General features: G+C 70.7%; 21 protein-coding genes. 15 read left to right on the top strand and 6 right to left on the bottom strand.

The annotated features are described in order from the left end of the window. Window positions 1-432 precede the first annotated feature (432 nt). The 12 genes from ACWD0J_RS25650 to ACWD0J_RS25595 all read left to right on the top strand — a co-directional run bounded on the left by ACWD0J_RS25650 (window position 433) and on the right by ACWD0J_RS25595 (window position 12823). Window positions 433-981, top strand: coding sequence for a hypothetical protein (locus ACWD0J_RS25650; RefSeq protein WP_451498197.1), 549 nt, complete (start codon window positions 433-435; stop codon window positions 979-981). A 140-nt stretch (window positions 982-1121) separates the two neighbouring features. Further along, window positions 1122-2033 (top strand): pyridoxal 5'-phosphate synthase lyase subunit PdxS, encoded by a 912-nt coding sequence (gene pdxS / locus ACWD0J_RS25645; RefSeq protein WP_451498179.1) that lies wholly within the window; start codon window positions 1122-1124, stop codon window positions 2031-2033. A gap of 25 nt (window positions 2034-2058) precedes the next feature. After that, the gene (gene pdxT, locus ACWD0J_RS25640) at window positions 2059-2667 is read left to right on the top strand and encodes a pyridoxal 5'-phosphate synthase glutaminase subunit PdxT (RefSeq protein WP_451498178.1); all 609 of its coding nucleotides are present in this window, start codon (window positions 2059-2061) and stop codon (window positions 2665-2667) included. 48 nt (window positions 2668-2715) lie between these two features. Further along, entirely contained in the window at window positions 2716-3468 is a 753-nt protein-coding gene (locus ACWD0J_RS25635; protein ID WP_451498177.1) for a YebC/PmpR family DNA-binding transcriptional regulator, read from the top strand. Window positions 3469-3607: 139 nt separating this feature from the next. Beyond that, entirely contained in the window at window positions 3608-4138 is a 531-nt protein-coding gene (gene ruvC, locus ACWD0J_RS25630; protein ID WP_451498176.1) for a crossover junction endodeoxyribonuclease RuvC, read from the top strand. Continuing rightward, window positions 4135-4740, top strand: a complete 606-nt coding sequence (gene ruvA / locus ACWD0J_RS25625) for a Holliday junction branch migration protein RuvA (protein WP_451498175.1) — start codon at window positions 4135-4137, stop codon at window positions 4738-4740. The genes ruvC and ruvA overlap by 4 nt, the downstream gene beginning before the upstream one ends. A gap of 25 nt (window positions 4741-4765) precedes the next feature. Further along, window positions 4766-5836: a Holliday junction branch migration DNA helicase RuvB gene (ruvB, locus tag ACWD0J_RS25620; protein WP_451498174.1), complete on the top strand. Its 1071-nt coding sequence runs from the start codon at window positions 4766-4768 to the stop codon at window positions 5834-5836. 175 nt (window positions 5837-6011) lie between these two features. Beyond that, entirely contained in the window at window positions 6012-6521 is a 510-nt protein-coding gene (yajC, locus tag ACWD0J_RS25615) for a preprotein translocase subunit YajC (RefSeq protein ID WP_451498173.1), read from the top strand. A 132-nt stretch (window positions 6522-6653) separates the two neighbouring features. Then, window positions 6654-8414 carry a protein translocase subunit SecD gene (gene secD, locus ACWD0J_RS25610; RefSeq protein WP_451498172.1) on the top strand — a complete coding sequence of 587 codons (1761 nt, stop codon included), beginning with the start codon at window positions 6654-6656 and terminating at the stop codon, window positions 8412-8414. A gap of 3 nt (window positions 8415-8417) precedes the next feature. Then, window positions 8418-9539, top strand: a complete 1122-nt coding sequence (secF, locus tag ACWD0J_RS25605; protein ID WP_451498171.1) for a protein translocase subunit SecF — start codon at window positions 8418-8420, stop codon at window positions 9537-9539. Further along, entirely contained in the window at window positions 9536-10075 is a 540-nt protein-coding gene (locus tag ACWD0J_RS25600; protein WP_451498170.1) for an adenine phosphoribosyltransferase, read from the top strand. The genes secF and ACWD0J_RS25600 overlap by 4 nt, the downstream gene beginning before the upstream one ends. 201 nt (window positions 10076-10276) lie before the next feature. After that, window positions 10277-12823, top strand: a complete 2547-nt coding sequence (locus ACWD0J_RS25595; protein ID WP_451498169.1) for a RelA/SpoT family protein — start codon at window positions 10277-10279, stop codon at window positions 12821-12823. A gap of 70 nt (window positions 12824-12893) precedes the next feature. On the opposite strand, the gene ACWD0J_RS25590 is transcribed toward ACWD0J_RS25595, so the two are convergent. Next, the gene (locus ACWD0J_RS25590; protein WP_451498168.1) at window positions 12894-14123 is read right to left on the bottom strand and encodes a DUF349 domain-containing protein; all 1230 of its coding nucleotides are present in this window, start codon (window positions 14121-14123) and stop codon (window positions 12894-12896) included. A gap of 135 nt (window positions 14124-14258) precedes the next feature. Beyond that, window positions 14259-15089 (bottom strand): peptidylprolyl isomerase, encoded by an 831-nt coding sequence (locus ACWD0J_RS25585; RefSeq protein ID WP_451498167.1) that lies wholly within the window; start codon window positions 15087-15089, stop codon window positions 14259-14261. Between the two features lie 179 nt (window positions 15090-15268). Here ACWD0J_RS25585 and ACWD0J_RS25580 point away from each other — a divergent pair, with 179 nt between their 5' ends. Together ACWD0J_RS25580 and hisS are read left to right on the top strand one after the other, a co-directional pair. Continuing rightward, a complete protein-coding gene (locus ACWD0J_RS25580; RefSeq protein ID WP_451498166.1) occupies window positions 15269-15991 on the top strand; it encodes an MBL fold metallo-hydrolase in 723 nt (240 codons plus the stop codon). Window positions 15992-16004: 13 nt separating this feature from the next. After that, window positions 16005-17267, top strand: a complete 1263-nt coding sequence (hisS, locus tag ACWD0J_RS25575) for a histidine--tRNA ligase (RefSeq protein WP_451498165.1) — start codon at window positions 16005-16007, stop codon at window positions 17265-17267. A gap of 258 nt (window positions 17268-17525) precedes the next feature. Here the strand turns inward: hisS and ACWD0J_RS25570 are convergent, their stop codons facing one another. From ACWD0J_RS25570 to ACWD0J_RS25555, 4 genes are read right to left on the bottom strand one after another with little or no spacing between them, the layout of a single operon-like run. Continuing rightward, complete coding sequence (locus ACWD0J_RS25570; protein WP_451498164.1) at window positions 17526-18149, bottom strand: response regulator; 624 nt, start codon at window positions 18147-18149, stop codon at window positions 17526-17528. Further along, a complete protein-coding gene (locus ACWD0J_RS25565; protein WP_451498163.1) occupies window positions 18146-19345 on the bottom strand; it encodes a sensor histidine kinase in 1200 nt (399 codons plus the stop codon). The genes ACWD0J_RS25570 and ACWD0J_RS25565 overlap by 4 nt, the downstream gene beginning before the upstream one ends. After that, window positions 19342-20187 carry an ABC transporter permease gene (locus ACWD0J_RS25560; protein WP_451498162.1) on the bottom strand — a complete coding sequence of 282 codons (846 nt, stop codon included), beginning with the start codon at window positions 20185-20187 and terminating at the stop codon, window positions 19342-19344. The genes ACWD0J_RS25565 and ACWD0J_RS25560 overlap by 4 nt, the downstream gene beginning before the upstream one ends. Then, on the bottom strand, window positions 20184-21116 hold the full coding sequence (locus ACWD0J_RS25555) for an ABC transporter ATP-binding protein (protein ID WP_451498161.1): 933 nt from the start codon (window positions 21114-21116) through the stop codon (window positions 20184-20186). The genes ACWD0J_RS25560 and ACWD0J_RS25555 overlap by 4 nt, the downstream gene beginning before the upstream one ends. Window positions 21117-21262: 146 nt before the next feature. Between ACWD0J_RS25555 and ACWD0J_RS25550 the strand changes: the two genes are divergently transcribed. Beyond that, window positions 21263-21925, top strand: coding sequence for a vitamin K epoxide reductase family protein (locus ACWD0J_RS25550; RefSeq protein ID WP_451498160.1), 663 nt, complete (start codon window positions 21263-21265; stop codon window positions 21923-21925). Window positions 21926-21931: the final 6 nt, after the last annotated feature.

The raw sequence follows: 21931 nt of genomic DNA, 5'->3' as shown, positions 1-21931 counted from the left end.
ACGGGACTGACACGGCTGACACCGGACTGGTCCGGGAATGACTCGGGTCGGGCGCCGGACACTGGCGGTCGGACGCCGGAGCCGGAGCCGGGCGCCGGACACTAGCCGTCGGCCGTCGGCCGTCGCCGTCGGCCGCCGCCGTCGGCCGACGGCCGTCGGACGCCGGACGTCGGACGCCGGCCGGGGCTTCGCGTCGTTCCGCCGCGTTGCCCGGCGGGCCCTCGGCCGTAGGGCGGCAGCGGCGGTCCCCCTCCCGGTCGGCCGTCGTGGCGAACACGGGCCGCCGGGCCGTGTCCGGGCACGGCACCTCCGCGTCGCCCGCCGCGCGGTCACCCCTCGTCCAGAACCCCGCACATTCCCGCGCAAGCCCGCGCATCCCCGCGCATCCCCGGGTTTCGGGCCGGTCGGGAGGTGTCATGGGGCACGGGTAGCCTGCGGCCCGTGACTTCGACACTCATCTGGATCGCGGTAGCCCTGTTCGCGATCGGTCTCTACCTGAGCTGGACCGCGGGCCGCCTCGACCGGCTGCACGCGCGGATCGACGCGGCGCGCGCCGCACTCGACGCCCAGTTGCTGCGCCGCGCCTCGGTGGCCCAGGAACTGGCCACCTCCGGAGTGCTCGACCCGGCGGCGTCGATCGTCCTGTACGAGGCGGCCCACGCCGCCCGCCAGGCCGAGGAGGAACAGCGGGAGGTCGCCGAGAGCGAGCTGAGCCAGGCGCTGCGGGCCGTGTTCGCCGAGCCCCAGCAGGTATGGGCCGTGCGCGAGGCACCCGGCGGAGAGTCGGCGGCCCGCGAGCTGACCGAGGCGGTACGCCGGGTGCCGATGGCCCGGCGCTTCCACAACGACACCGTGCGCGCGGCCCGGGCACTGCGCCGGCACCGCAAGGTGCGCTGGTTCCGGCTGGCCGGACACGCGCCGTTCCCGCTGGCGTTCGAGATGGACGACGAGCCGCCGACGGCCCTGGTGGACCGGGCCTGACAGGCATCTCTGCCGGGACCGGACCAGGCGCCTCAGCCGGAAAACGAGCCACCGGCTCCCCATTGGCCCTTGCTGTGGACTGGTCCGTTCCCGTTTCCTCGGTGCTGCAGCAACCCTCTTTCCCTTCAGTGAGGTCACCCGTGTCCACCACGCTTTCCGACAACCAGACTCCCGAGACCGGCACCGCCCGCGTGAAGCGCGGCATGGCCGAGCAGCTCAAGGGCGGCGTGATCATGGACGTCGTCAACGCCGAGCAGGCGAAGATCGCCGAGGACGCGGGCGCCGTCGCCGTCATGGCCCTGGAGCGCGTTCCCGCCGACATCCGCAAGGACGGCGGCGTGGCCCGGATGTCCGACCCGGACATGATCGAGGGCATCATCGAGGCCGTCTCGATCCCGGTCATGGCCAAGTCCCGTATCGGCCACTTCGTCGAGGCCCAGGTCCTGCAGTCGCTCGGCGTCGACTACATCGACGAGTCCGAGGTCCTCACCCCGGCCGACGAGGTCAACCACTCCGACAAGTGGGCGTTCACGACCCCCTTCGTCTGTGGCGCCACCAACCTGGGCGAGGCCCTGCGCCGCATAGCCGAGGGCGCCGCGATGATCCGCTCCAAGGGCGAGGCCGGCACCGGCAACGTCGTCGAGGCCGTCCGCCACCTGCGCCAGATCAAGAACGAGATCGCCCGGCTGCGCGGCTACGACAACAACGAGCTGTACGCCGCTGCCAAGGAACTGCGTGCCCCGTACGAGATCGTGCGCGAGGTCGCCGAGCTCGGCAAGCTCCCGGTCGTGCTGTTCTCCGCCGGTGGCGTCGCCACCCCGGCCGACGCCGCGCTGATGCGCCAGCTCGGCGCCGAGGGCGTCTTCGTCGGCTCCGGCATCTTCAAGTCCGGCGACCCGGCCAAGCGCGCCGCCGCCATCGTGAAGGCGACCACCTTCTACGACGACCCGAAGATCATCGCGGACGCGTCCCGCAACCTCGGCGAGGCCATGGTCGGCATCAACTGCGACACCCTCCCCGAGTCCGAGCGCTACGCCAACCGCGGCTGGTAAGTCACTCCCTGAGGACCGCACACACATGACTGACGCACCTGTCATCGGCGTCCTGGCCCTCCAGGGCGACGTACGGGAGCACCTCATCGCCCTGGCCGCGGCCGACGCCGTGGCCAGGCCGGTGCGGCGCCCCGAAGAGCTCGCCGAGGTGGACGGCCTGGTCATCCCGGGCGGCGAGTCCACCACCATCTCCAAGCTGGCCGTCCTGTTCGGCGTGATGGAGCCCCTGCGCGCGCGGGTGCGGGCCGGAATGCCGGTCTACGGCAGCTGCGCCGGCATGATCATGCTCGCCGACAAGATCCTCGACCCGCGCTCGGGCCAGGAGACGGTCGGCGGCATCGACATGATCGTGCGCCGCAACGCCTTCGGACGCCAGAACGAGTCCTTCGAAGCGACGGTCGACGTGAAGGGCATCCCGGGGGATCCTGTGGAGGGCGTGTTCATCCGCGCCCCCTGGGTCGAGTCCGTGGGTGCCGAGGCCGAGGTGCTCGCCGAGCACGACGGCCACATCGTCGCGGTCCGCCAGGGCAACGCGCTCGCCACGTCGTTCCACCCGGAACTGACCGGCGACCACCGCGTGCACTCCCTGTTCGTCGACCTGGTACGCGGGAACCGGACAGCGGAGTCCTTGTAGGATCTCTGCCGTTCGTACGGAGATGGGTTACGCGAAGGAGACAGGCAGATGTCCGGCCACTCTAAATGGGCCACGACGAAGCACAAGAAGGCCGTGATCGACGCCAAGCGCGGCAAGCTCTTCGCGAAGCTGATCAAGAACATCGAGGTCGCGGCGCGCATGGGCGGCGTCGACCTGGACGGCAACCCGACGCTGTACGACGCCGTGCAGAAGGCGAAGAAGTCGTCGGTCCCGAACAAGAACATCGACTCGGCGATCAAGCGCGGCGGCGGTCTGGAAGCGGGCGGCGCCGACTACGAGACCATCATGTACGAGGGCTACGGCCCGAACGGCGTCGCGGTGCTCATCGAGTGCCTCACCGACAACCGCAACCGCGCCGCCTCCGACGTCCGCGTCGCCATGACCCGCAACGGCGGCTCCATGGCCGACCCGGGCTCGGTGTCGTACCTCTTCCACCGCAAGGGCGTCGTCATCGTCCCCAAGGGCGACCTCGGCGAGGACGACGTCCTGGGCGCCGTGCTGGACGCGGGCGCGGAGGAGGTCAACGACCTGGGGGAGTCCTTCGAGATCCTCTCCGAGGCCACCGACCTGGTCGCGGTGCGCACCGCCCTCCAGGACGCCGGCATCGACTACGACTCCGCCGACGCCAACTTCGTCCCGACCATGCAGGTCGAGCTGGACGAGGAGGGCGCCAAGAAGATCTTCAAGCTGATCGACGCGCTCGAGGACAGCGACGACGTGCAGAACGTCTTCGCCAACTTCGACGTCAGCGACGAGATCATGGAGAAGGTCGACGCGTAGGACCGCCACGCGCCGCACGGGACCAACGGGCCGACGGGACACACCCCGTCGGCCCGTCGCTCTGCCCGGCGTCGCGTGCGGCCGTTGTCGGTGGCACCCGATAGCCTGCACAAACTGGCGATCGAAGAAGGGGGCTGGAGTGCGGGTACTGGGCGTCGACCCCGGACTCACGCGGTGCGGTGTCGGCGTGGTCGAGGGGATCGCGGGCCGGCCGCTCACCATGCTCGGCGTCGGTGTCGTACGGACGCCGGCGGACGCCGAGCTGGGGCAGCGCCTCGTCGCGATCGAGCAGGGCATCGAGCAGTGGCTGGACCAGCACCGGCCCGAATGCGTCGCGGTGGAGCGGGTGTTCAGCCAGCACAACGTACGGACCGTGATGGGCACCGCCCAGGCCAGCGCCGTCGCCATGCTGTGCGCCGCCCGGCGCGGCATCCCCGTCGCCCTGCACACGCCCAGCGAGGTCAAGGCCGCCGTCACCGGCAGCGGACGCGCCGACAAGGCGCAGGTCGGCGCCATGGTCACGCGGCTGCTGCGGCTCGACGCGCCGCCGAAGCCCGCCGACGCCGCCGACGCGCTCGCGCTCGCCATCTGCCACATCTGGCGCGCCCCTGCCCAGAACCGACTCCAGCAGGCCGTCGCCCTGCACGCATCGAAAGGCCGTACGGCATGATCGCCTTCGTCAGCGGCAAAGTCGCCGCCCTGGCCCCCGACGCCGCGGTGATCGAGGTCGGCGGCGTCGGCATGGCCGTGCAGTGCACGCCGAACACGCTGTCCACCCTGCGCACGGGCCAGCCCGCGCGGCTCGCCACCTCCCTCGTCGTGCGGGAGGACTCCCTCACCCTGTACGGCTTCGCGGACGACGACGAGCGGCAGACCTTCCAGCTGCTCCAGACCGCCAGCGGGGTCGGCCCCCGCCTGGCCCAGGCCATGCTGGCGGTGCACAGTCCGGACACGCTGCGCCGTGCCGTCGCCACCGGCGACGAGAAGGCGCTGACCGCCGTGCCGGGCATCGGGAAGAAGGGCGCGCAGAAGCTGCTGCTGGAGCTGAAGGACCGGCTCGGCGAGCCGCTCGGCGCTCCCGCGGTGGGCAGGGCGATCAGCACCGGCTGGCGCGATCAGCTGCACGCCGCCCTGATCGGCCTCGGGTACGCGACCCGGGAGGCCGACGAGGCCGTGTCCGCCGTGACACCCCAGGCAGAGGCCGCCGAGGGCACGCCCCAGGTGGGTCAGCTGCTGAAGGCGGCCCTGCAGACCCTGAACCGAGCCCGCTGAACCACGAGATCCCGAGGCACACTCCATGAACTGGGACGACACGACCGACGGCCCCGCCGCTGACCGGCTGGTGGACTCTGTCGCCGGCGGTGAGGACCAGGCCGTCGAGGCCGCCCTGCGCCCCAAGGACCTGGACGAGTTCATCGGCCAGGAGAAGGTCCGCGAGCAGCTCGACCTCGTCCTGCGCGCCGCCCGCGCCCGCGGCGCCACCGCCGACCACGTCCTGCTCTCCGGTGCCCCCGGCCTCGGCAAGACCACCCTGTCGATGATCATCGCGGCCGAGATGAACGCACCGATCCGCATCACCAGCGGGCCCGCCATCCAGCACGCCGGCGACCTCGCCGCGATCCTGTCCTCCCTCCAGGAGGGCGAGGTCCTCTTCCTCGACGAGATCCACCGCATGTCCCGGCCCGCCGAGGAGATGCTCTACATGGCGATGGAGGACTACCGCGTCGACGTGATCGTCGGCAAGGGCCCCGGCGCCACCGCCATCCCCCTCGAACTGCCGCCCTTCACCCTGGTCGGCGCCACCACGCGCGCGGGCCTGCTGCCGCCCCCGCTGCGCGACCGCTTCGGCTTCACCGCGCACATGGAGTTCTACGAGCCGGCCGAACTGGAGCGCGTCATCCACCGCTCGGCCCATCTGCTCGACGTGGAGATCGAGGCCGACGGAGCCACCGAGATCGCCGGCCGCTCCCGCGGCACGCCCCGTATCGCCAACCGCCTGCTGCGCCGCGTCCGCGACTACGCCCAGGTCAAGGCCGACGGGGTCATCACCCGAGACATCGCGGCGGCCGCCCTGAAGGTCTACGAAGTCGACGCCCGCGGCCTCGACCGCCTCGACCGCGGTGTCCTGGAGGCCCTGCTGAAGCTCTTCGGCGGCGGCCCGGTCGGCCTGTCCACGCTCGCGGTCGCGGTGGGGGAGGAGCGCGAGACCGTGGAGGAGGTCGCCGAGCCCTTCCTCGTCCGCGAGGGACTGCTCGCTCGCACCCCGCGCGGCCGGGTGGCGACGCCCGCCGCATGGGCGCATCTCGGCCTCACCCCGCCCCGCTCCGCGGCCACCGGAACCGGACAACCGGACCTGTTCGGGACGTGACGGCATCGTGACGGCGCGCGCATTGGCCGGAGCAGGAACCCCGGTGCCATGCTGAGCGTTGTTCCCTGCGCGCGGACTCGCTTAGACTCCGCCGATGCCGCCCTTGTCGGCGGTGCACAAACCCCCAACCATCAGGCCGCTCACCATCGCGGTCGCGTGAAGGAAGTACCGACCCGTGAGTCTCGTGACCCTCCTCCCGTTCATCGTGCTCATCGGGGCCATGTTCCTGATGACCCGCTCGGCCAAGAAGAAGCAACAGCAGGCCGCGCAGATGCGGAACGAAATGCAGCCCGGCAGCGGCATCCGCACCATCGGGGGCATGTACGCGACGGTGAAGGAGGTCAACGAGGACACGGTCCTCGTCGACGCCGGTCCGGGCGTCGAACTCGTCTTCGCGAAGAACGCGATCGGCGCCGTCCTGTCGGACGACGAGTACAACCGCATCGTCCACGGCGTCGAGCACGACCTGAAGTCCGACTCCGACGTCGTCCCGGACGACGCCTCCTCCCTCACCGAGACCGACGAGCCCGTCGCTGACGCTGCCGCCGCCGACGACAAGCCCGTCGACCTCGGCAAGAAGGACCCGGTCGAGGAGCCCGCCGACGTCCCGGCCACCACCGAGGCCGCCAAGGCGAAGACGGACGAGGAGCCGAAGAAGACCGACGGCGACTCCGAGGCGAAGTAACCGCACTCCAGGGCGCGCGGGCCTGCTCCGCACGCCCCGGACCCTGCGCGGCTCGCACGGGATCCCGACACCATGTCATGGCCGTCCGCCCGCCGACCTGGCGCGAGGCGGCCCGAGAGGGAGTACGAGAAGGTGGCAGCACCTAAGAGGGGCCGGAACGCGAGCGCCCAGAGCAAGCCAGGGCGCTCGCTGGCCTTCATCCTGATCGCCATCGTGGCGCTCACCGGCGGGATGTTCCTGTCCGGGCACACCACCCCGCGGCTCGGCATCGACCTCGCCGGTGGTACGAGCATCACGCTGAAAGCGGTCAGCGAGCCCGGCCAGGAATCCGCGATCAACAAGACCAACATGGACACCGCGGTCGAGATCATGAACCGCCGTGTCAACGGTCTTGGTGTCTCGGAGGCCGAAGTTCAGACCCAGGGCGAAGACAACATCATCGTCAACATCCCCAAGGGCACGAACTCCAAGGAGGCTCAGGAGCAGGTCGGCACCACCGCGAAGCTCTACTTCCGGCCGGTGCTCGCCACCGAGGTCTCCGGCGCCGCCGCCACGGCCAGCCCGTCGCCGAGCGCGTCCGGCAGCCCCTCGGGCACGGACAAGGCGACCTCGTCGTCGTCCCCCTCCAGCTCCACCACCCCGTCGGCGACCCCCACCTCGCAGGGCCGCGCGGTCACCGGCGCGCTGACGGCCGACGCCACGCCGTCCGCGAGCGGCTCCGGCTCGGCGAGCCCCTCCCCGTCCGCCTCCGCGAGCGGCGGCGCCGATGACGCGACCGGCAAGCTCCAGGCCGAGTACACCGCGCTGGACTGCACCAAGCCGACGGCCCGCGCCGACGCCGGCAAGAGCGCCAAGCCCACCGACACCACGGTGGCCTGCGGCAACTCGAGCGGCCAGTGGCAGAAGTACATTCTCGGCCCGGCCGCGGTCGACGGCACGGACGTCGACAAGGCGCAGGCCGTCTTCAACACGACGACCGCCGCCGGCTGGACCGTCAACATGGACTTCACGGACAAGGGCGGCAAGAAGTTCGCCGACATCACCGGCAAGCTGGCGCAGAGCCAGCCCCCGCAGAACCAGTTCGCGATCGTCCTCGACGGCGAGGTCGTCTCCGACCCGCGCGTCAGCCAGGCGCTGACCGGCGGCAGCGCGGAGATCTCCGGCAGTTTCACCCAGGAGGAGGCGCAGAGCCTCGCCAACATGCTGTCGTACGGCGCCCTGCCGCTGTCCTTCAGGGAGGAGAGCGTCACCACGGTGACCGCCGCCCTGGGCGGTGACCAGCTGCACGCCGGCCTGGTCGCCGGCGCGATCGGCCTCGCGCTGGTCGTCCTGTACCTGCTGGTCTACTACCGCGGCCTGTCGTTCATCGCCGTCGCCTCGCTGCTGGTCTCCGCGGCCCTCACCTACGTGATCATGGCGTTGCTCGGCCCGGCCATCAACTTCGCGCTCAACCTGCCGGCCGTCTGCGGCGCCATCGTCGCGATCGGCATCACGGCGGACTCGTTCATCGTGTACTTCGAACGGGTCCGGGACGAGATCCGCGAGGGCCGCTCGCTGCGTCCCGCCGTCGAGCGGGCCTGGCCGCGTGCCCGGCGCACCATCCTGGTCTCCGACTTCGTGTCGTTCCTCGCCGCGGCGGTGCTCTTCGTCGTCACCGTCGGCAAGGTCCAGGGCTTCGCGTTCACGCTCGGCCTGACCACCGTGCTCGACGTGGTGGTGGTCTTCCTCTTCACCAAGCCGCTGCTGACGCTGATGGCCCGCCGCAAGTTCTTCGCGAGCGGTCACAAGTGGTCGGGCCTGGACCCGAAGAGCCTGGGTGCCAAGCCGCCGCTGCGTCGCACCCCCCGTCCCGCCCATTCCGCCGCTGGCCCTGTCGACCCGAAGGAGGCGTGAGAGATGTCGAAGCTCGGCAACCTCGGCGCCCGACTGCACCGTGGCGAGGTCGGCTACGACTTCGTCAAGAACCGCAAGATCTGGTACGGCATCTCCATCCTGATCACCATCACGGCCATCGTCGGCCTGGCGGTGCGCGGCCTGAACATGGGCATCGACTTCCAGGGCGGCGCCGTCTTCACCACCCCGAAGGACACGGCCGTCTCGGTCTCCCAGGCCGAGAGGTACGCGGAAGAGGCGTCCGGTCACGACGCGATCGTGCAGAAGCTCGGCAACGGCAGCCTGCGCATCCAGATCGCCGGCATCGACACCGGCACGTCCAACCAGATCAAGGAAGACCTCGCCAAGGACCTGAAGGTCGACGCGGAGAACATCAACGCCGACCTGATCGGCCCCAGCTGGGGTGACCAGATCGCCAACAAGGCCTGGCAGGGTCTCGGCATCTTCCTGGTCCTCGTCGTGATCTACCTGGCGATCGCCTTCGAATGGCGCATGGCGATCGCCGCGTTCGTCGCGCTGATCCACGACATCACCATCACGGTCGGCATCTACGCCCTCGTCGGCTTCGAGGTCACGCCCGGCACGGTGATCGGTCTGCTGACGATCCTCGGTTACTCGCTCTACGACACGGTCGTCGTCTTCGACAGCCTCAAGGAACAGACCAGGGACATCACCAAACAGACCCGCTGGACCTACAGCGACATCGCCAACCGGTCGATCAACAGCACCCTGGTCCGCTCCATCAACACCACCGTGGTGGCGCTGCTGCCGGTGGCGGGCCTGCTGTTCATCGGCGGCGGTGTCCTCGGCGCCGGCATGCTGAACGACATCTCGCTGTCGCTGTTCGTCGGTCTCGCGGCCGGTGCGTACTCCTCGATCTTCATCGCCACGCCGCTCGTCGCCGACCTCAAGGAACTCGAGCCGCAGATGAAGGCCCTGAAGAAGCGCGTCAAGGCCAAGCGGGCCCAGGCCGCCGCGAAGGGCGAGTCCCTGGACGCCCCGGTCGCCGACGAGGAGCCGTACGACGACGAGCCCGAGGACGCGGCCCCCGCGGTCGTCGGCCCCCGCAACCAGCCCCCGTCCCGCAACCGCGGCCGCGGCCGGCCCTCGGGCAAGCGCCGGTGACCGGCGTCGAGGAGCTGCTGCTCAGCCGGATCCGTGACGTGGCCGACTACCCGGAGCCGGGCGTGGTGTTCAAGGACATCACCCCGCTCCTGGCGGACCCGGCGGCGTTCACCGCGCTCACCGACGCCCTCGCTCAGATCGCCGCGAACACCGGCGCCACGAAGATCGTCGGCCTGGAGGCCCGCGGCTTCATCCTCGGCGCCCCGGTCGCGGTCCGCGCGGGCCTCGGCTTCATCCCCGTACGCAAGGCGGGCAAGCTCCCCGGAGCGACGCTCAGCCAGGCGTACGACCTGGAGTACGGCTCAGCCGAGATCGAGGTGCACGCCGAGGACCTGAGCGCCGACGACCGGGTACTGATCGTCGACGACGTCCTCGCCACCGGCGGCACCGCCGAGGCGTCGATCCAGCTCGTCCGTCGCGCGGGCGCCGAGGTCGCGGGCCTCGCCGTCCTGATGGAGCTGGGTTTCCTGGGCGGCCGGGGGCGCCTGGAACCGGCCATGGCCGGCGCCCCGCTGGAGGCGCTGCTCACGGTCTGAGCGCAGGTGGGCGCCACACAGCCACCGCAGCACACCGCAGCACACCGCAGGGGCGGACCCGGAGGAATCCGGCGTCCGCCCCTCGCGTTGCACAAGTAGACGGCCCTCACAGTGGCCGAAGGCGATCCTGGGGCGCAGGATCGCTACCATGGGGTTTCCGGAGCCTGACCGGGGGACCCGGATCGCGCACGAGGAGTCCTCTTGCCAGACGAGGCCCAGCCACTCACCGCCGCTAAGCCCGAGCCCGCCTCGGCGCCCGCGGCGAAGCCCGCGCCGAGCACGCCGCAGGCGAAGAACGACTCTCGCGGGCCGGTCCAGCACGCCCAGTCCGCGGCTGTCGACAAGCCGGCTGAGCAGCAGCGCCCCAAGCCCCTCCCGGCCGAGCGCCCCGCGAACCCGCCCGCGGCCCGCTCGTCCGCCGGCCAGCCCGCCTCTGCCCCCGCCCGCTCCGGCTCCTCCAACCGTGTCCGCGCCCGCCTCGCCCGCCTCGGTGTCCAGCGCTCCAACCCGTACAACCCGGTCCTGGAGCCGCTGCTGCGGATCGTGCGCAGCAACGACACGAAGATCGAGACGGCGACGCTGCGGCAGATCGAGCAGGCCTACCAGGTCGCCGAGCGCTGGCACCGCGGCCAGAAGCGCAAGAGCGGCGACCCGTACATCACGCACCCGCTCGCGGTGACCACGATCCTCGCCGAGCTGGGCATGGATCCGGCCACGCTGATGGCCGGCCTCCTGCACGACACCGTCGAGGACACCGAGTACGGCCTCGACCAGCTCCGCCGCGACTTCGGCGACCAGGTCGCCCTGCTCGTCGACGGCGTCACCAAGCTGGACAAGGTCAAGTTCGGCGAGGCCGCGCAGGCCGAGACCGTGCGCAAGATGGTCGTCGCGATGGCCAAGGACCCCCGCGTCCTGGTCATCAAGCTCGCCGACCGCCTGCACAACATGCGCACCATGCGCTACCTCAAGCGCGAGAAGCAGGAGAAGAAGGCGCGCGAGACCCTGGAGATCTACGCGCCGCTCGCCCACCGGCTGGGCATGAACACCATCAAGTGGGAGCTGGAGGACCTCGCCTTCGCGATCCTCTACCCCAAGATGTACGACGAGATCGTCCGCCTCGTCGCCGAGCGGGCCCCCAAGCGCGACGAGTACCTCGCCATAGTGACCGACGAGGTCCAGTCCGACCTGCGCGCGGCCCGCATCAAGGCGACCGTCACCGGCCGCCCGAAGCACTACTACAGCGTCTACCAGAAGATGATCGTCCGCGGCCGGGACTTCGCGGAGATCTACGACCTGGTGGGCATCCGCGTCCTCGTGGACACCGTCCGCGACTGCTACGCGGCCCTCGGCACCGTGCACGCGCGATGGAACCCGGTCCCCGGCCGGTTCAAGGACTACATCGCGATGCCCAAGTTCAACATGTACCAGTCGCTGCACACGACGGTCATCGGCCCCAACGGCAAGCCGGTCGAACTCCAGATCCGCACGTTCGACATGCACCGCCGCGCCGAGTACGGCATCGCCGCGCACTGGAAGTACAAGCAGGAGGCCGTCGCCGGCACCTCCAAGGTGCGTTCGGACCAGCCGAGGACCACCGGCAAGGACGACCACCTCAACGACATGGCGTGGCTGCGCCAGCTCCTGGACTGGCAGAAGGAGACGGAGGACCCCGGCGAGTTCCTGGAGTCCCTGCGCTTCGACCTCTCGCGCAACGAGGTCTTCGTCTTCACCCCGAAGGGCGACGTGATAGCGCTGCCGGCCGGCGCCACCCCCGTCGACTTCTCCTACGCCGTGCACACCGAGGTGGGCCACCGCACCATAGGCGCCCGCGTCAACGGCCGTCTCGTACCGCTGGAGTCGACCCTCGACAACGGTGACCTGGTGGAGGTCTTCACCTCCAAGGCGGCCGGCGCCGGACCGTCCCGGGACTGGCTGGGCTTCGTCAAGTCGCCGCGCGCCCGCAACAAGATCCGGGCGTGGTTCTCCAAGGAGCGCCGCGACGAGGCGATCGAGCAGGGCAAGGACGCCATCGTCCGCGCGATGCGCAAGCAGAACCTGCCGATCCAGCGCATCCTGACCGGTGACTCCCTCGTCACGCTCGCGCACGAGATGCGCTACTCGGACATCTCCGCCCTGTACGCGGCGATCGGCGAGGGCCATGTCTCCGCGCAGAACATCGTGCAGAAGCTCGTCCAGGCGCTCGGCGGCGAGGAGGCGGCCACCGAGGAGATCGACGAGTCGGTCCCCCCGGCCCGCGGCCGCAGCCGCAAGCGCCGCACCAGCACCGATCCCGGCGTGGTCGTCAAGGGCGTCGACGACGTGTGGGTCAAGCTGGCCCGCTGCTGTACGCCCGTGCCCGGTGACCCGATCATGGGCTTCGTCACCCGCGGCAGTGGCGTATCGGTGCACCGCAACGACTGCGTGAACGTGGACTCGCTGTCCCGCGAGCCCGAGCGCATCCTGGAGGTCGAGTGGGCGCCCACCCAGTCCTCGGTCTTCCTGGTCGCCATCCAGGTGGAGGCGCTGGACCGCTCCCGGCTCCTGTCGGACGTCACCCGGGTCCTGTCCGACCAGCACGTCAACATCCTCTCCGCGGCCGTCCAGACCTCCCGTGACCGCGTGGCGACCTCCCGCTTCACCTTCGAGATGGGCGACCCCAAGCACCTCGGGCACGTCCTGAAGGCGGTCAGGGGCGTCGAGGGCGTGTACGACGTGTACCGGGTGACGTCGGCGCGCAGCCGGTCGTAGCCGCGCATACGACGAAGGGGCTCCCGTACCGCGCGTACGGGAGCCCCTCTGCGTGATCCGGGATGCCCGGCTAGCCGCCGAATTCCTGCAGACCCTTGAGCGCCTGGTCCAGGAGCGCCTGGCGGCCCTCCAGTTCGCGCTCCAGCTTGTCGGCCCTGGCGTTGTTGCCCTGGGCGCGCGCCTGCTCGATCTGGCCCTTCAGCTTGTCCACGGCCGCCTGGAGCTGGCCGGTCAGACCCTCGGCCCGCGCGCGGGCCTCCGGGTTGGTCCGGCGCCACTCGGTCTCCTCGGCCTCCTGGAGGGCCCGCTCGACGGCGTGCATCCGGCCCTCGACCTTCGGCCGGGCGTCGCGGGGCACGTGGCCGATGGCCTCCCAGCGCTCGTTGAGCGAGCGGAACGCGGCGCGGGCGGCCTTCAGGTCCGCGATCGGCAGGAGCTTCTCGGCCTCCTCGGCCAGTTCCTCCTTGAGCTTCAGGTTCTCCGACTGCTCGGCGTCCCGCTCGGCGAAGACCGAGCTGCGGGCGGCGAAGAAGACGTCCTGGGCGCCGCGGAAGCGGTTCCACAGGTCGTCCTCGTGCTCGCGCTGGGCGCGGCCCGCGGCCTTCCACTCCGTCATCAGGTCGCGGTAGCGCGCGGCCGTCGGACCCCAGTCGGTCGAGCCGGACAGCGACTCGGCCTCGGCGACCAGCCGCTCCTTGGTCCGGCGGGCGTCCTCGCGCTGCGCGTCCAGCGACGCGAAGTGGGCCTTGCGGCGCTTGGAGAACGCCGAGCGGGCGTGCGAGAAGCGGTGCCACAGCTCGTCGTCCGACTTGCGGTCCAGGCGGGGCAGCCCCTTCCAGGTGTCCACCAGGGCCCGCAGCCGCTCACCGGCCGCCCGCCACTGGTCGGACTGTGCGAGCTCCTCCGCCTCGACGACCAGCGCCTCCTTGGCGTGCCGCGCCTCGTCCGACTGCTTGGCCCGCTGGGCCTTGCGCTCCTCGCGGCGCTTCTCGACCGTCTCCACGAGCGTGTCCAGCCGGGTCCGCAGGGCGTCCAGGTCGCCGACCGCGTGGTGCGCGTCGACCTGCTCGCGGATGTGGTCGATGGCGGCGTGGGCGTCCTTCGCGGACAGGTCGGTGGTCTTCACTCGCTTCTCGAGGAGGCCGATCTCGACAACCAGGCCTTCGTACTTGCGCTCGAAGTAGGCCAGCGCCTCGTCGGGGGAGCCGGCCTGCCAGGAACCGACGACCTGCTCGCCGTCGGCCGTACGCACGTACACGGTCCCCGTCTCGTCGACGCGTCCCCACGGGTCGCTGCTCACAGCGCCTCCTCCACATGATGCCTGCGCAGGGCGCCTGCGCCCCCGGGCATCGTCCACAGTTTCGTCACGGCCAACATAGGCGACCGGCGGGTTGCCTGTCCGCATCCCGCGCGACCGAAATTACGCAGCTGGCGGTCAGGATTTGGTGACAGTTGCCTTGTTGATCACGACGGTCGCATGGGGTGCCGTATTGCCCGTCGTGGGGTCGGCCGCCTGGGCGCCCGCGGCGGCGATCTTCTTGAGGACCTTCATGCCGGAATCGGACACCGTGCCGAACGGTGTGTAGCTGGGCGGAAGCTGACTGTCCTGGTAGACGAGGAAGAACTGGCTGCCGCCGCTGTTCGGCTGGCCGGTGTTCGCCATCGCGACCGTGCCCGCCGGGTAGATGTTGCTCTTGAGGCTTTTGTCCTTCAGGTTCTCGTCCGGGATCGTATAGCCGGGGCCCCCGCTGCCGCTGCCCGTCGGGTCGCCGCACTGCAGCACGTAGATGCCCTCGGTGGTGAGCCGGTGGCACTTGGTGTGGTCGAAGAAGCCCTTGCCCGCGAGGAAGTCGAAGGAGTTCACGGTGTGCGGCGCCGCCGACGTCTTCAGCGCGACGTCTATCTCGCCGCAGGTCGTGGCGAGCCGCATCGTGTACGTGGCCGACTTGTCGATGGTCATCGCCGGCTCCTTCTTCCAGGTCGCCGTCTTGGCCTTGCCGGCCGCGGGCTTCTCGCACGGGTCCGGCGCCTTGCTGCTCGCCGCCGCGCTCGGGCTCGTCTCGGAGCCCGCGTTGGCCTTGTCGTCGTCGTCCTTGAGGGTGCCGGTCGTGTACAGCGCGAGACTGCCCACCAGGATCACGCCGAGCACCGACGCGATCACCGAGTTGCGCATGCGCGCCTTGCGCCGCGCGGACGTGCGCCGCTGCTGCTGCCGCAAGAACTTCTCCCGGGCGAGCTGACGCTTCCGCTGTTCCTGGGTGACCACCGGATCTTCTCCTCATGCGTCTCGTACGTCGACTGGGACGCGTGCGTCTTGTGAGCCGACCGCCTGCGTGTGCCCCGTACCGTATATGGGTTAGCTGAGGAATCGGCAGCGCCGGTAGGCTCTGACCACAGGCGTAACCGCTTCGAAGCCCACCCGAATCGACACAACGAAGGACGATCGTGCTCATTGCCGGGTTCCCCGCCGGGGCCTGGGGGACGAACTGTTATCTCGTCGCCCCCGCCGCCGGTGAGGAGTGCGTGATCATCGACCCGGGCCACCAGGCGGCCCCAGGCGTCGAGGAAACGCTGAAGAAGCATCGGCTCAAGCCCGTCGCCGTCGTCCTCACCCACGGTCACCTCGACCACGTGGCCTCGGTCGTCCCGGTGTGCGGCGCGCACGACGTACCGGCCTGGATCCACCCCCAGGACCGGTACATGATGAGCGACCCCGAGAAGGCGCTCGGCCGGTCCATCGGGATGCCGCTGATGGGCGAGCTGACCGTGGGGGAGCCGGACGACGTCCGCGAGCTGACCGACGGCGTGCGGCTGGACCTCGCCGGTCTGGAGTTCTCCGTCGCGCACGCGCCGGGCCATACCAAGGGGTCGGTGACCTTCCGGATGCCCGAGGCGGCGGACATTCCGCCGGTCTTCTTCTCGGGCGACCTGCTGTTCGCCGGCTCCGTCGGACGCACCGACCTGCCCGGCGGTGACATGGCCGAGATGCTCGACTCGCTGGCCCGTGTGTGCCTGCCGCTCGACGACTCGACCGTGGTGCTGTCCGGCCACGGCCCCCAGACGACCATCGGCCAGGAGCGTGCCACCAACCCGTATCTGCGCCAGGTGGCCGCCGGCCGCCAGGATCGCGACACGCGTGTGGACACCCCTCCCCGACGAGGAATGTGACGAGAGACTTCCCGTGAGCACCTTCAAGGCCCCCAAGGGCACGTACGACCTGATCCCGCCGGACTCCGCGCGGTTCCTCGCGGTCCGCGAGGCGATCGCCGCGCCGCTGCGCACCTCCGGCTACGGCTACATCGAGACGCCGGGCTTCGAGAACGTCGAGCTCTTCGCGCGCGGGGTCGGTGAGTCCACCGACATCGTGACGAAGGAGATGTACGCCTTCGAGACCAAGGGCGGCGACCGGCTGGCCCTGCGCCCCGAGGGCACGGCCTCCGTGCTGCGCGCCGCGCTGGAGGCCGGCCTGCACAGGGCCGGCAACCTCCCGGTCAAGCTCTGGTACTCGGGCTCGTACTACCGCTACGAGCGTCCCCAGAAGGGCCGTTACCGCCACTTCTCCCAGGTCGGCGCCGAGGCGATCGGCGCGGAGGACCCCGCGCTGGACGCCGAACTGATCATCCTGGCCGACCAGGCGTACCGCTCGCTGGGTCTGCGCAACTTCCGGATCCTGCTGAACTCCCTGGGTGACAAGGAGTGCCGTCCGGTGTACCGGGAGGCGCTGCAGACCTTCCTGCGGGGCCTGGACCTCGACGAGGAGACGCTGCGCCGCGCGGAGATCAACCCGCTGCGCGTCCTGGACGACAAGCGCCCCGACATCCAGAAGCAGCTGACGGACGCCCCGCTGCTGCGCGACTACCTCTGCGACGCCTGCAAGGCGTACCACGAGGAGGTGCGCGAGCTGATCACGGCGGCGGGCGTCTCCTTCGAGGACGACCCGAAGCTGGTGCGCGGCCTGGACTACTACACCCGTACGACGTTCGAGTTCGTCCACGACGGTCTGGGCTCCCAGTCCGCGGTGGGCGGCGGTGGCCGTTACGACGGTCTGTCCGAGATGATCGGCGGACCCGCGCTGCCGTCCGTCGGCTGGGCACTGGGCGTCGACCGTACGATGCTCGCCCTGGAGGCGGAGGGCGTCGAGCTCGAACTCCCGGCCGCGACCAGTGTGTTCGCGGTGCCGCTGGGGGAGGAGGCCCGGCGCGTGCTGTTCGCGAAGGTCACCGAGCTGCGCAAGAACGGCATCGCGGCGGACTTCTCGTACGGCGGCAAGGGGCTCAAGGGCGCGATGAAGAACGCCAACCGCAGTGGCGCCCGTTACGCGATCGTCGCCGGTGAGCGCGACCTCGCCGAGGGGGTCGTCCAGCTCAAGGACATGGAGTCCGGCGAGCAGACGGCGATCGGCGTGAACGAGATCGTGGCGGAACTGGAGTCACGGCTGGGCTGAGGCGGGACTTCCCTCGCCCCCGCCGCCCTCACCCTTCCCGTCCCTGGGGGCTGCCGCCCCCAGACTCCCGCTTCGGGCCCGAAAGGCCCTCGTCCTCAAACGCCGGACGGGCTGAAAATCAGCCCGCCCGGCGTTCGAAGAGCGGGGGCCGGGGGCGGAGCCCCAGGCAATTTCAGCCCCTCCGGCGTTTGAGGAGCGGGGGCGCGGGGCGGAGCCCCCGAGGTCGGGAACGGGAAGGGGCGGCGGGGGCGGAACACCTCAGTCCAGCAAACCGTGCCGCATCGCGCTCGTCACCGCCGCCGTCCGGTCGTCCACGCCCAACTTGCCGAAGACGCGCAGGAGATGGGTCTTCACGGTCGACTCCCCGATGAACAGCCGGCGCCCGATCTCCGCGTTCGTGCACCCCTCCGCCACCAGCCGCAGCACCGCCGTCTCCCGCTCCGAGAGACGGGGCCGCTCCGGCCTGCTCCGCAACCGGTCGACCAGCCGGGCGGCGACGGAGGGGGCCAGCACGGTCTCACCGCGGGCGGCGGCCCGTACCGCCTCGGCCAGTTCGCCGCGCGGCAGGTCCTTCAGCAGATAGCCCGCTGCCCCCGCCTCCACCGCCCGCAGGATGTCCCGGTCCGTCTCGTACGTCGTCAGGACGATCACCCGGCAGGGCAGCCCCGCCTCGCTCATCCGCACGATCGAGTCCACGCCCCCGCCGCCCGGCATCCGCAGGTCCATCAGCACGATGTCGGGCCGCAGTTGTGCCGCCATCGCCTCCGCCTGCGGCCCACTGGACGCGTCGGCGACCACCTCCAGGTCCGGCTCGGCACTGAGCATCGCCCGCAGCCCCTCCCGTACGACGGGATGGTCGTCGGCCAGGATGATCCGGATCACCACGCGCTCCTCGGGGGCGGTACGGGCAGGCGGACGGTCACCGTCGTACCGTCGCCGGGGGCGCTGCGCACCTGAGCCGTCCCGCCGGCCTCGGTGGCCCGGGCCCGCAGTCCCGCCAGACCGTAGCCGCCCGTGAGGGTCTCCGGGTCGAAGCCGCGGCCGTCGTCCCGTACGGACACGGTCAGGTTCTCGTCGGCGTACGTCAGGCAGATGCCCACCGCGGTCGGACTCCCCGCGTGCCTGCGGGAGTTGGCCAGCGCCTCCTGGCAGGTGCGCAGGGCCACCACTTCGGCGCCGGCGGGCAGCGGACGCACGGAACCGCTCACGTCCAGCGTCGCCTCGTGGCGCGCGGCGAGCCGGCGCAGCGCGTCCGGCAGGGAGGCCCCGGCGAGATCGACGGGCGCGCCCCCGGCGACCAGGGCCCGCGCCTCGGCGAGGTTCTGCCGGGCCGTCTCGTCCATCAGGGCGAGATGCCGACGGGCCCGCGGCACGTCGTGGTCGAGTTCCGCCTCGACGGCCTGGACCAGCATCAGCAGGCTGGTGAAGCCCTGCGCGAGCGTGTCGTGGATCTCCCGGGCCATCCGCTCCCGCTCGGCCAGCGCGCCGCGCTCGGCCGACAGCCGGGACACCTCGTGACGGCTCGCGTCCAGCTCCGCGATCAGCGCGGCCCGCTCCTGGCTCTGCTCGATGATCCGGATGACCCAGCTGCCGACGGCCACCGAGAAGACCAGGGAGACCATCGCGAACAGCCCGTTGTCGAAGAGGACCTTCTCGCTCGGCCGCCACAGCAGGGCCCAGCCCGCGACCGGCGCCAGGTTGATGACCGCGACGGCCACGAGTGCCCGCCGCATCCGCAACGTCATGAAGCACTGGGGGACCAGCGCGAAGGTGATCGCCCTCGTCTCGCCCACGAGGATCGCCGACGGCACGAACAGGGCCGTTGCCGCGAGCAGGTAGCCGAGGGCCTGCCGTTCCTCGGGCGGATCGCCCCGCAAGACGGGCCTCCCCACCCACACGAACAGGGGAACCAGGGGAACCAGCAGCGCTGCCGCGACGACCCGGACCGGCCGCCCCGGGTGGTCGGCGCCCAGTACGGACACCAGGGTCGCCAGCCAGATCAGCGCGAAGTACGTGTCCCAGATCCGGAACGACCGGGCCCAGGTGTAGGCGCCGGCGGTGTCGTCAGGATCGGTCACCCGTCGCGCCGGTCTCTCCACCGGAAGGTCAGCAGGCACAGCAGCAATCCTCCGGCGCACCACGCCCCGAGCACCAGGGCGATCCGGCCGAACTCCCAGCTCCCCGTCTGCTCCAGGACTCGCGCCGACTCCGGCAGGAACACCCCGCGCAACCCCTGGCACATCCACTTCAGCGGGAACAGCGCGCCGATGTTCAGCATCCAGTCGGGGATGGTGCCGATCGCGATGTACACCCCGGAGATGAACTGCAGCACCAGGAACGGGAGGACGACCACGGAGCTGGCGCTCTTGCCCGACTTCGGGACCGAGCTGACCGCGATCCCGAGCAGCGCGCACGCCGTCAGCCCGAGCAGGAAAATCCAGGCGAAGTCGAGCCAGCGGCCCGCGTCGGACGGAAGCTCGATGTCGTACAACGCCGTGCCGACGCCCAGCAGGATCGCGGTCTCCAGCAGACCGGTGACCAGAACCAGCCAGATCTTGCCCAGGAAGTACGCGGCCGGCGGCATCGGCGTCCCGCGCAGCCGGCGCAGCACCTTCTCGTCCCGCTCGATCGCGATGGTGACGCCGAGGGACTGGAAACTGGTCGACATGATGCCCGCCGCCATCATCGCGGGGACGTACAGCTGCGAGGCGGTGATGCCGGCGTCCGGCACGTCGTCGCTGAAGATCGACGCGAAGAGGAACAGGAACACGACCGGGAAGGCGAAGGTGAACACCACGTGGTCGCGCTGCCGGAAGAACTGCCTGATCTCCAGGGCCCCCCGCCGCAGTCCGAGGCCCCACGCGCCGGGCAGCCGCGCGGCGGACGGTTCGGTCCGGGGCGGTACGACGGTGGTGGTCATCGCGTGTCCTCCCCTGCGGTCGCCACGGGCTGTGCCGTCTGTGCCGTCTGTGCCGTCTGTGCGGGCTGTGCGGGCGACTGTCCCGTCAGCCGGAGGTAGACGTCCTCCAGCGTGGGGCGGCTCACCCGCAGCCCGGGGATCTCGCCGTCGAAGCGGCGCATCAGCTCGGCGACCGTCCGGGTGGGGGTGTCCGTGCGCTCCGCGCGCGGGGTGCCGTCCGTCCCGGTCCACTCGACGGTGGTCCCGGTGCCGTGCCGCTCCCGCAGCGCGGTCGGCTCGCCCTCGGCGACGACCCGTCCCCGGGTGACGATCGCCAGCCGGTCCGCGAGTGCCTCCGCCTCCTCCAGGTAGTGCGTGGTGAGCAGGATGGTCGTGCCCTCGTCGGACAGCTTGCGGATCAGGTCCCAGAACTGGCGCCGGGCCGCCGGGTCGAAACCGGTCGTCGGCTCGTCCAGGAGCAGCAGTTCGGGGTCGCCGATCACCCCGAGCGCCACGTCGAGACGCCGGCGCTGCCCGCCGGACAGCGCCTTGACCCGGCTGCCCGCCTTCGCCTCCAGACCGACCAGGCCGATGACCTCCTGAGGGTCCCGCGGCCTCGGGTAGTAGCGGGCGAAGTGCCGCACGCTCTCGTCGACCGTCAACTCCGCGGGCGCGGATTCGTCCTGCCAGACGATTCCGACCCGTGAGCGCCACGCGCGCGTGCCGTGCGCCGGGTCCGACCCGAGGACGGACACCTCGCCCCCGTCCCGGTCCCGGTTGCCCTGGAGGATCTCCACCGTCGTGCTCTTGCCCGCCCCGTTGGGCCCCAGCAGGCCGAACACCTCGCCCCTGCGGATGCCGAGGTCGATGCCGTCGACCGCGGTCACGTCGCCGTACCGTTTGCGCAGTCCCCGTACGTCCACCGCGAGCTCGTTCGCGTGTGTTGTCATGCGTTCGAGTCTCGGCCGGAACCGAACGCCCGGGGACGACCGGGCGTACCTTCTTATGTCCACCGAACGGTGGACAGGCGCACGGGTGCGGCAGAATGGCCCGTGCCCGAAGAAGGTCCAACTCTCAAGCAGACGGATTCCGCGTGATGAGCAAGACCACAGTCAAAGACGTCTCCACCGAGTCGGAGCCCTCGCCGGAGACCCCCTCCGCCGGGCCCCGGACGGCGGGCGGCAGCCGTGCGTTCGCCCTGCTGCTGGTGATCACCGGTGCGGCGGGTCTGCTCGCCGCGTGGGTCATCACGATCGACAAGTTCAAGCTGCTCGAAGCCAAGGTCGAGGGCACGACCTTCGTCCCCGGGTGCAGCCTGAACCCCGTCGTCTCCTGCGGCAGCGTCATGGAGAGCAAGCAGGCCGAGGCCTTCGGGTTCCCCAACCCGGTGCTCGGCCTGGTCTGCTACGGCATCGTGATCTGCGTCGGCATGAGCCTGCTCGCCCGGGCCCGCTTCCCGCGCTGGTACTGGCTGACCTTCAACTTCGGCACGCTCTTCGGTGTCGGCTTCTGCACCTGGCTGCAGTTCCAGTCGCTGTACCGGATCGGCGCCCTGTGCCTGTGGTGCTCCCTGGCCTGGGTCGCGACGCTCGTCATGTTCTGGTACGTGACGTCGTTCAACGTCCGCAACGGCTTCCTGCCCGCCCCGCAGTGGCTGAAGAGCTTCTTCGGCGAGTTCACCTGGGTGCTCCCGGTGCTGCACACCGGCGTCATCGGCATCCTGATCATGACCCGCTGGTGGGACTTCTGGACCAGCTGACGGCCC

This window comes from Streptomyces sp. NPDC003011 (assembly GCF_053591515.1).
This window is presented reverse-complemented; position numbering and strand designations above follow the sequence as displayed.

What these genes read in the sequence shown, in the direction of transcription:
- secF (WP_451498171.1), top strand. Translation starts at nt 8,418, where the DNA reads ATGTCGAAGCTCGGCAACCTCGGCGCCCGACTGCACCGTGGCGAGGTC.
- pdxT (WP_451498178.1), top strand. Translation starts at nt 2,059, where the DNA reads ATGACTGACGCACCTGTCATCGGCGTCCTGGCCCTCCAGGGCGACGTA.
- ACWD0J_RS25560 (WP_451498162.1), bottom strand. Translation starts at nt 20,187, where the DNA reads ATGACCACCACCGTCGTACCGCCCCGGACCGAACCGTCCGCCGCGCGG.
- ACWD0J_RS25550 (WP_451498160.1), top strand. Translation starts at nt 21,263, where the DNA reads ATGAGCAAGACCACAGTCAAAGACGTCTCCACCGAGTCGGAGCCCTCG.
- ruvB (WP_451498174.1), top strand. Translation starts at nt 4,766, where the DNA reads ATGAACTGGGACGACACGACCGACGGCCCCGCCGCTGACCGGCTGGTG.
- ACWD0J_RS25555 (WP_451498161.1), bottom strand. Translation starts at nt 21,116, where the DNA reads ATGACAACACACGCGAACGAGCTCGCGGTGGACGTACGGGGACTGCGC.
- ACWD0J_RS25635 (WP_451498177.1), top strand. Translation starts at nt 2,716, where the DNA reads ATGTCCGGCCACTCTAAATGGGCCACGACGAAGCACAAGAAGGCCGTG.
- ruvA (WP_451498175.1), top strand. Translation starts at nt 4,135, where the DNA reads ATGATCGCCTTCGTCAGCGGCAAAGTCGCCGCCCTGGCCCCCGACGCC.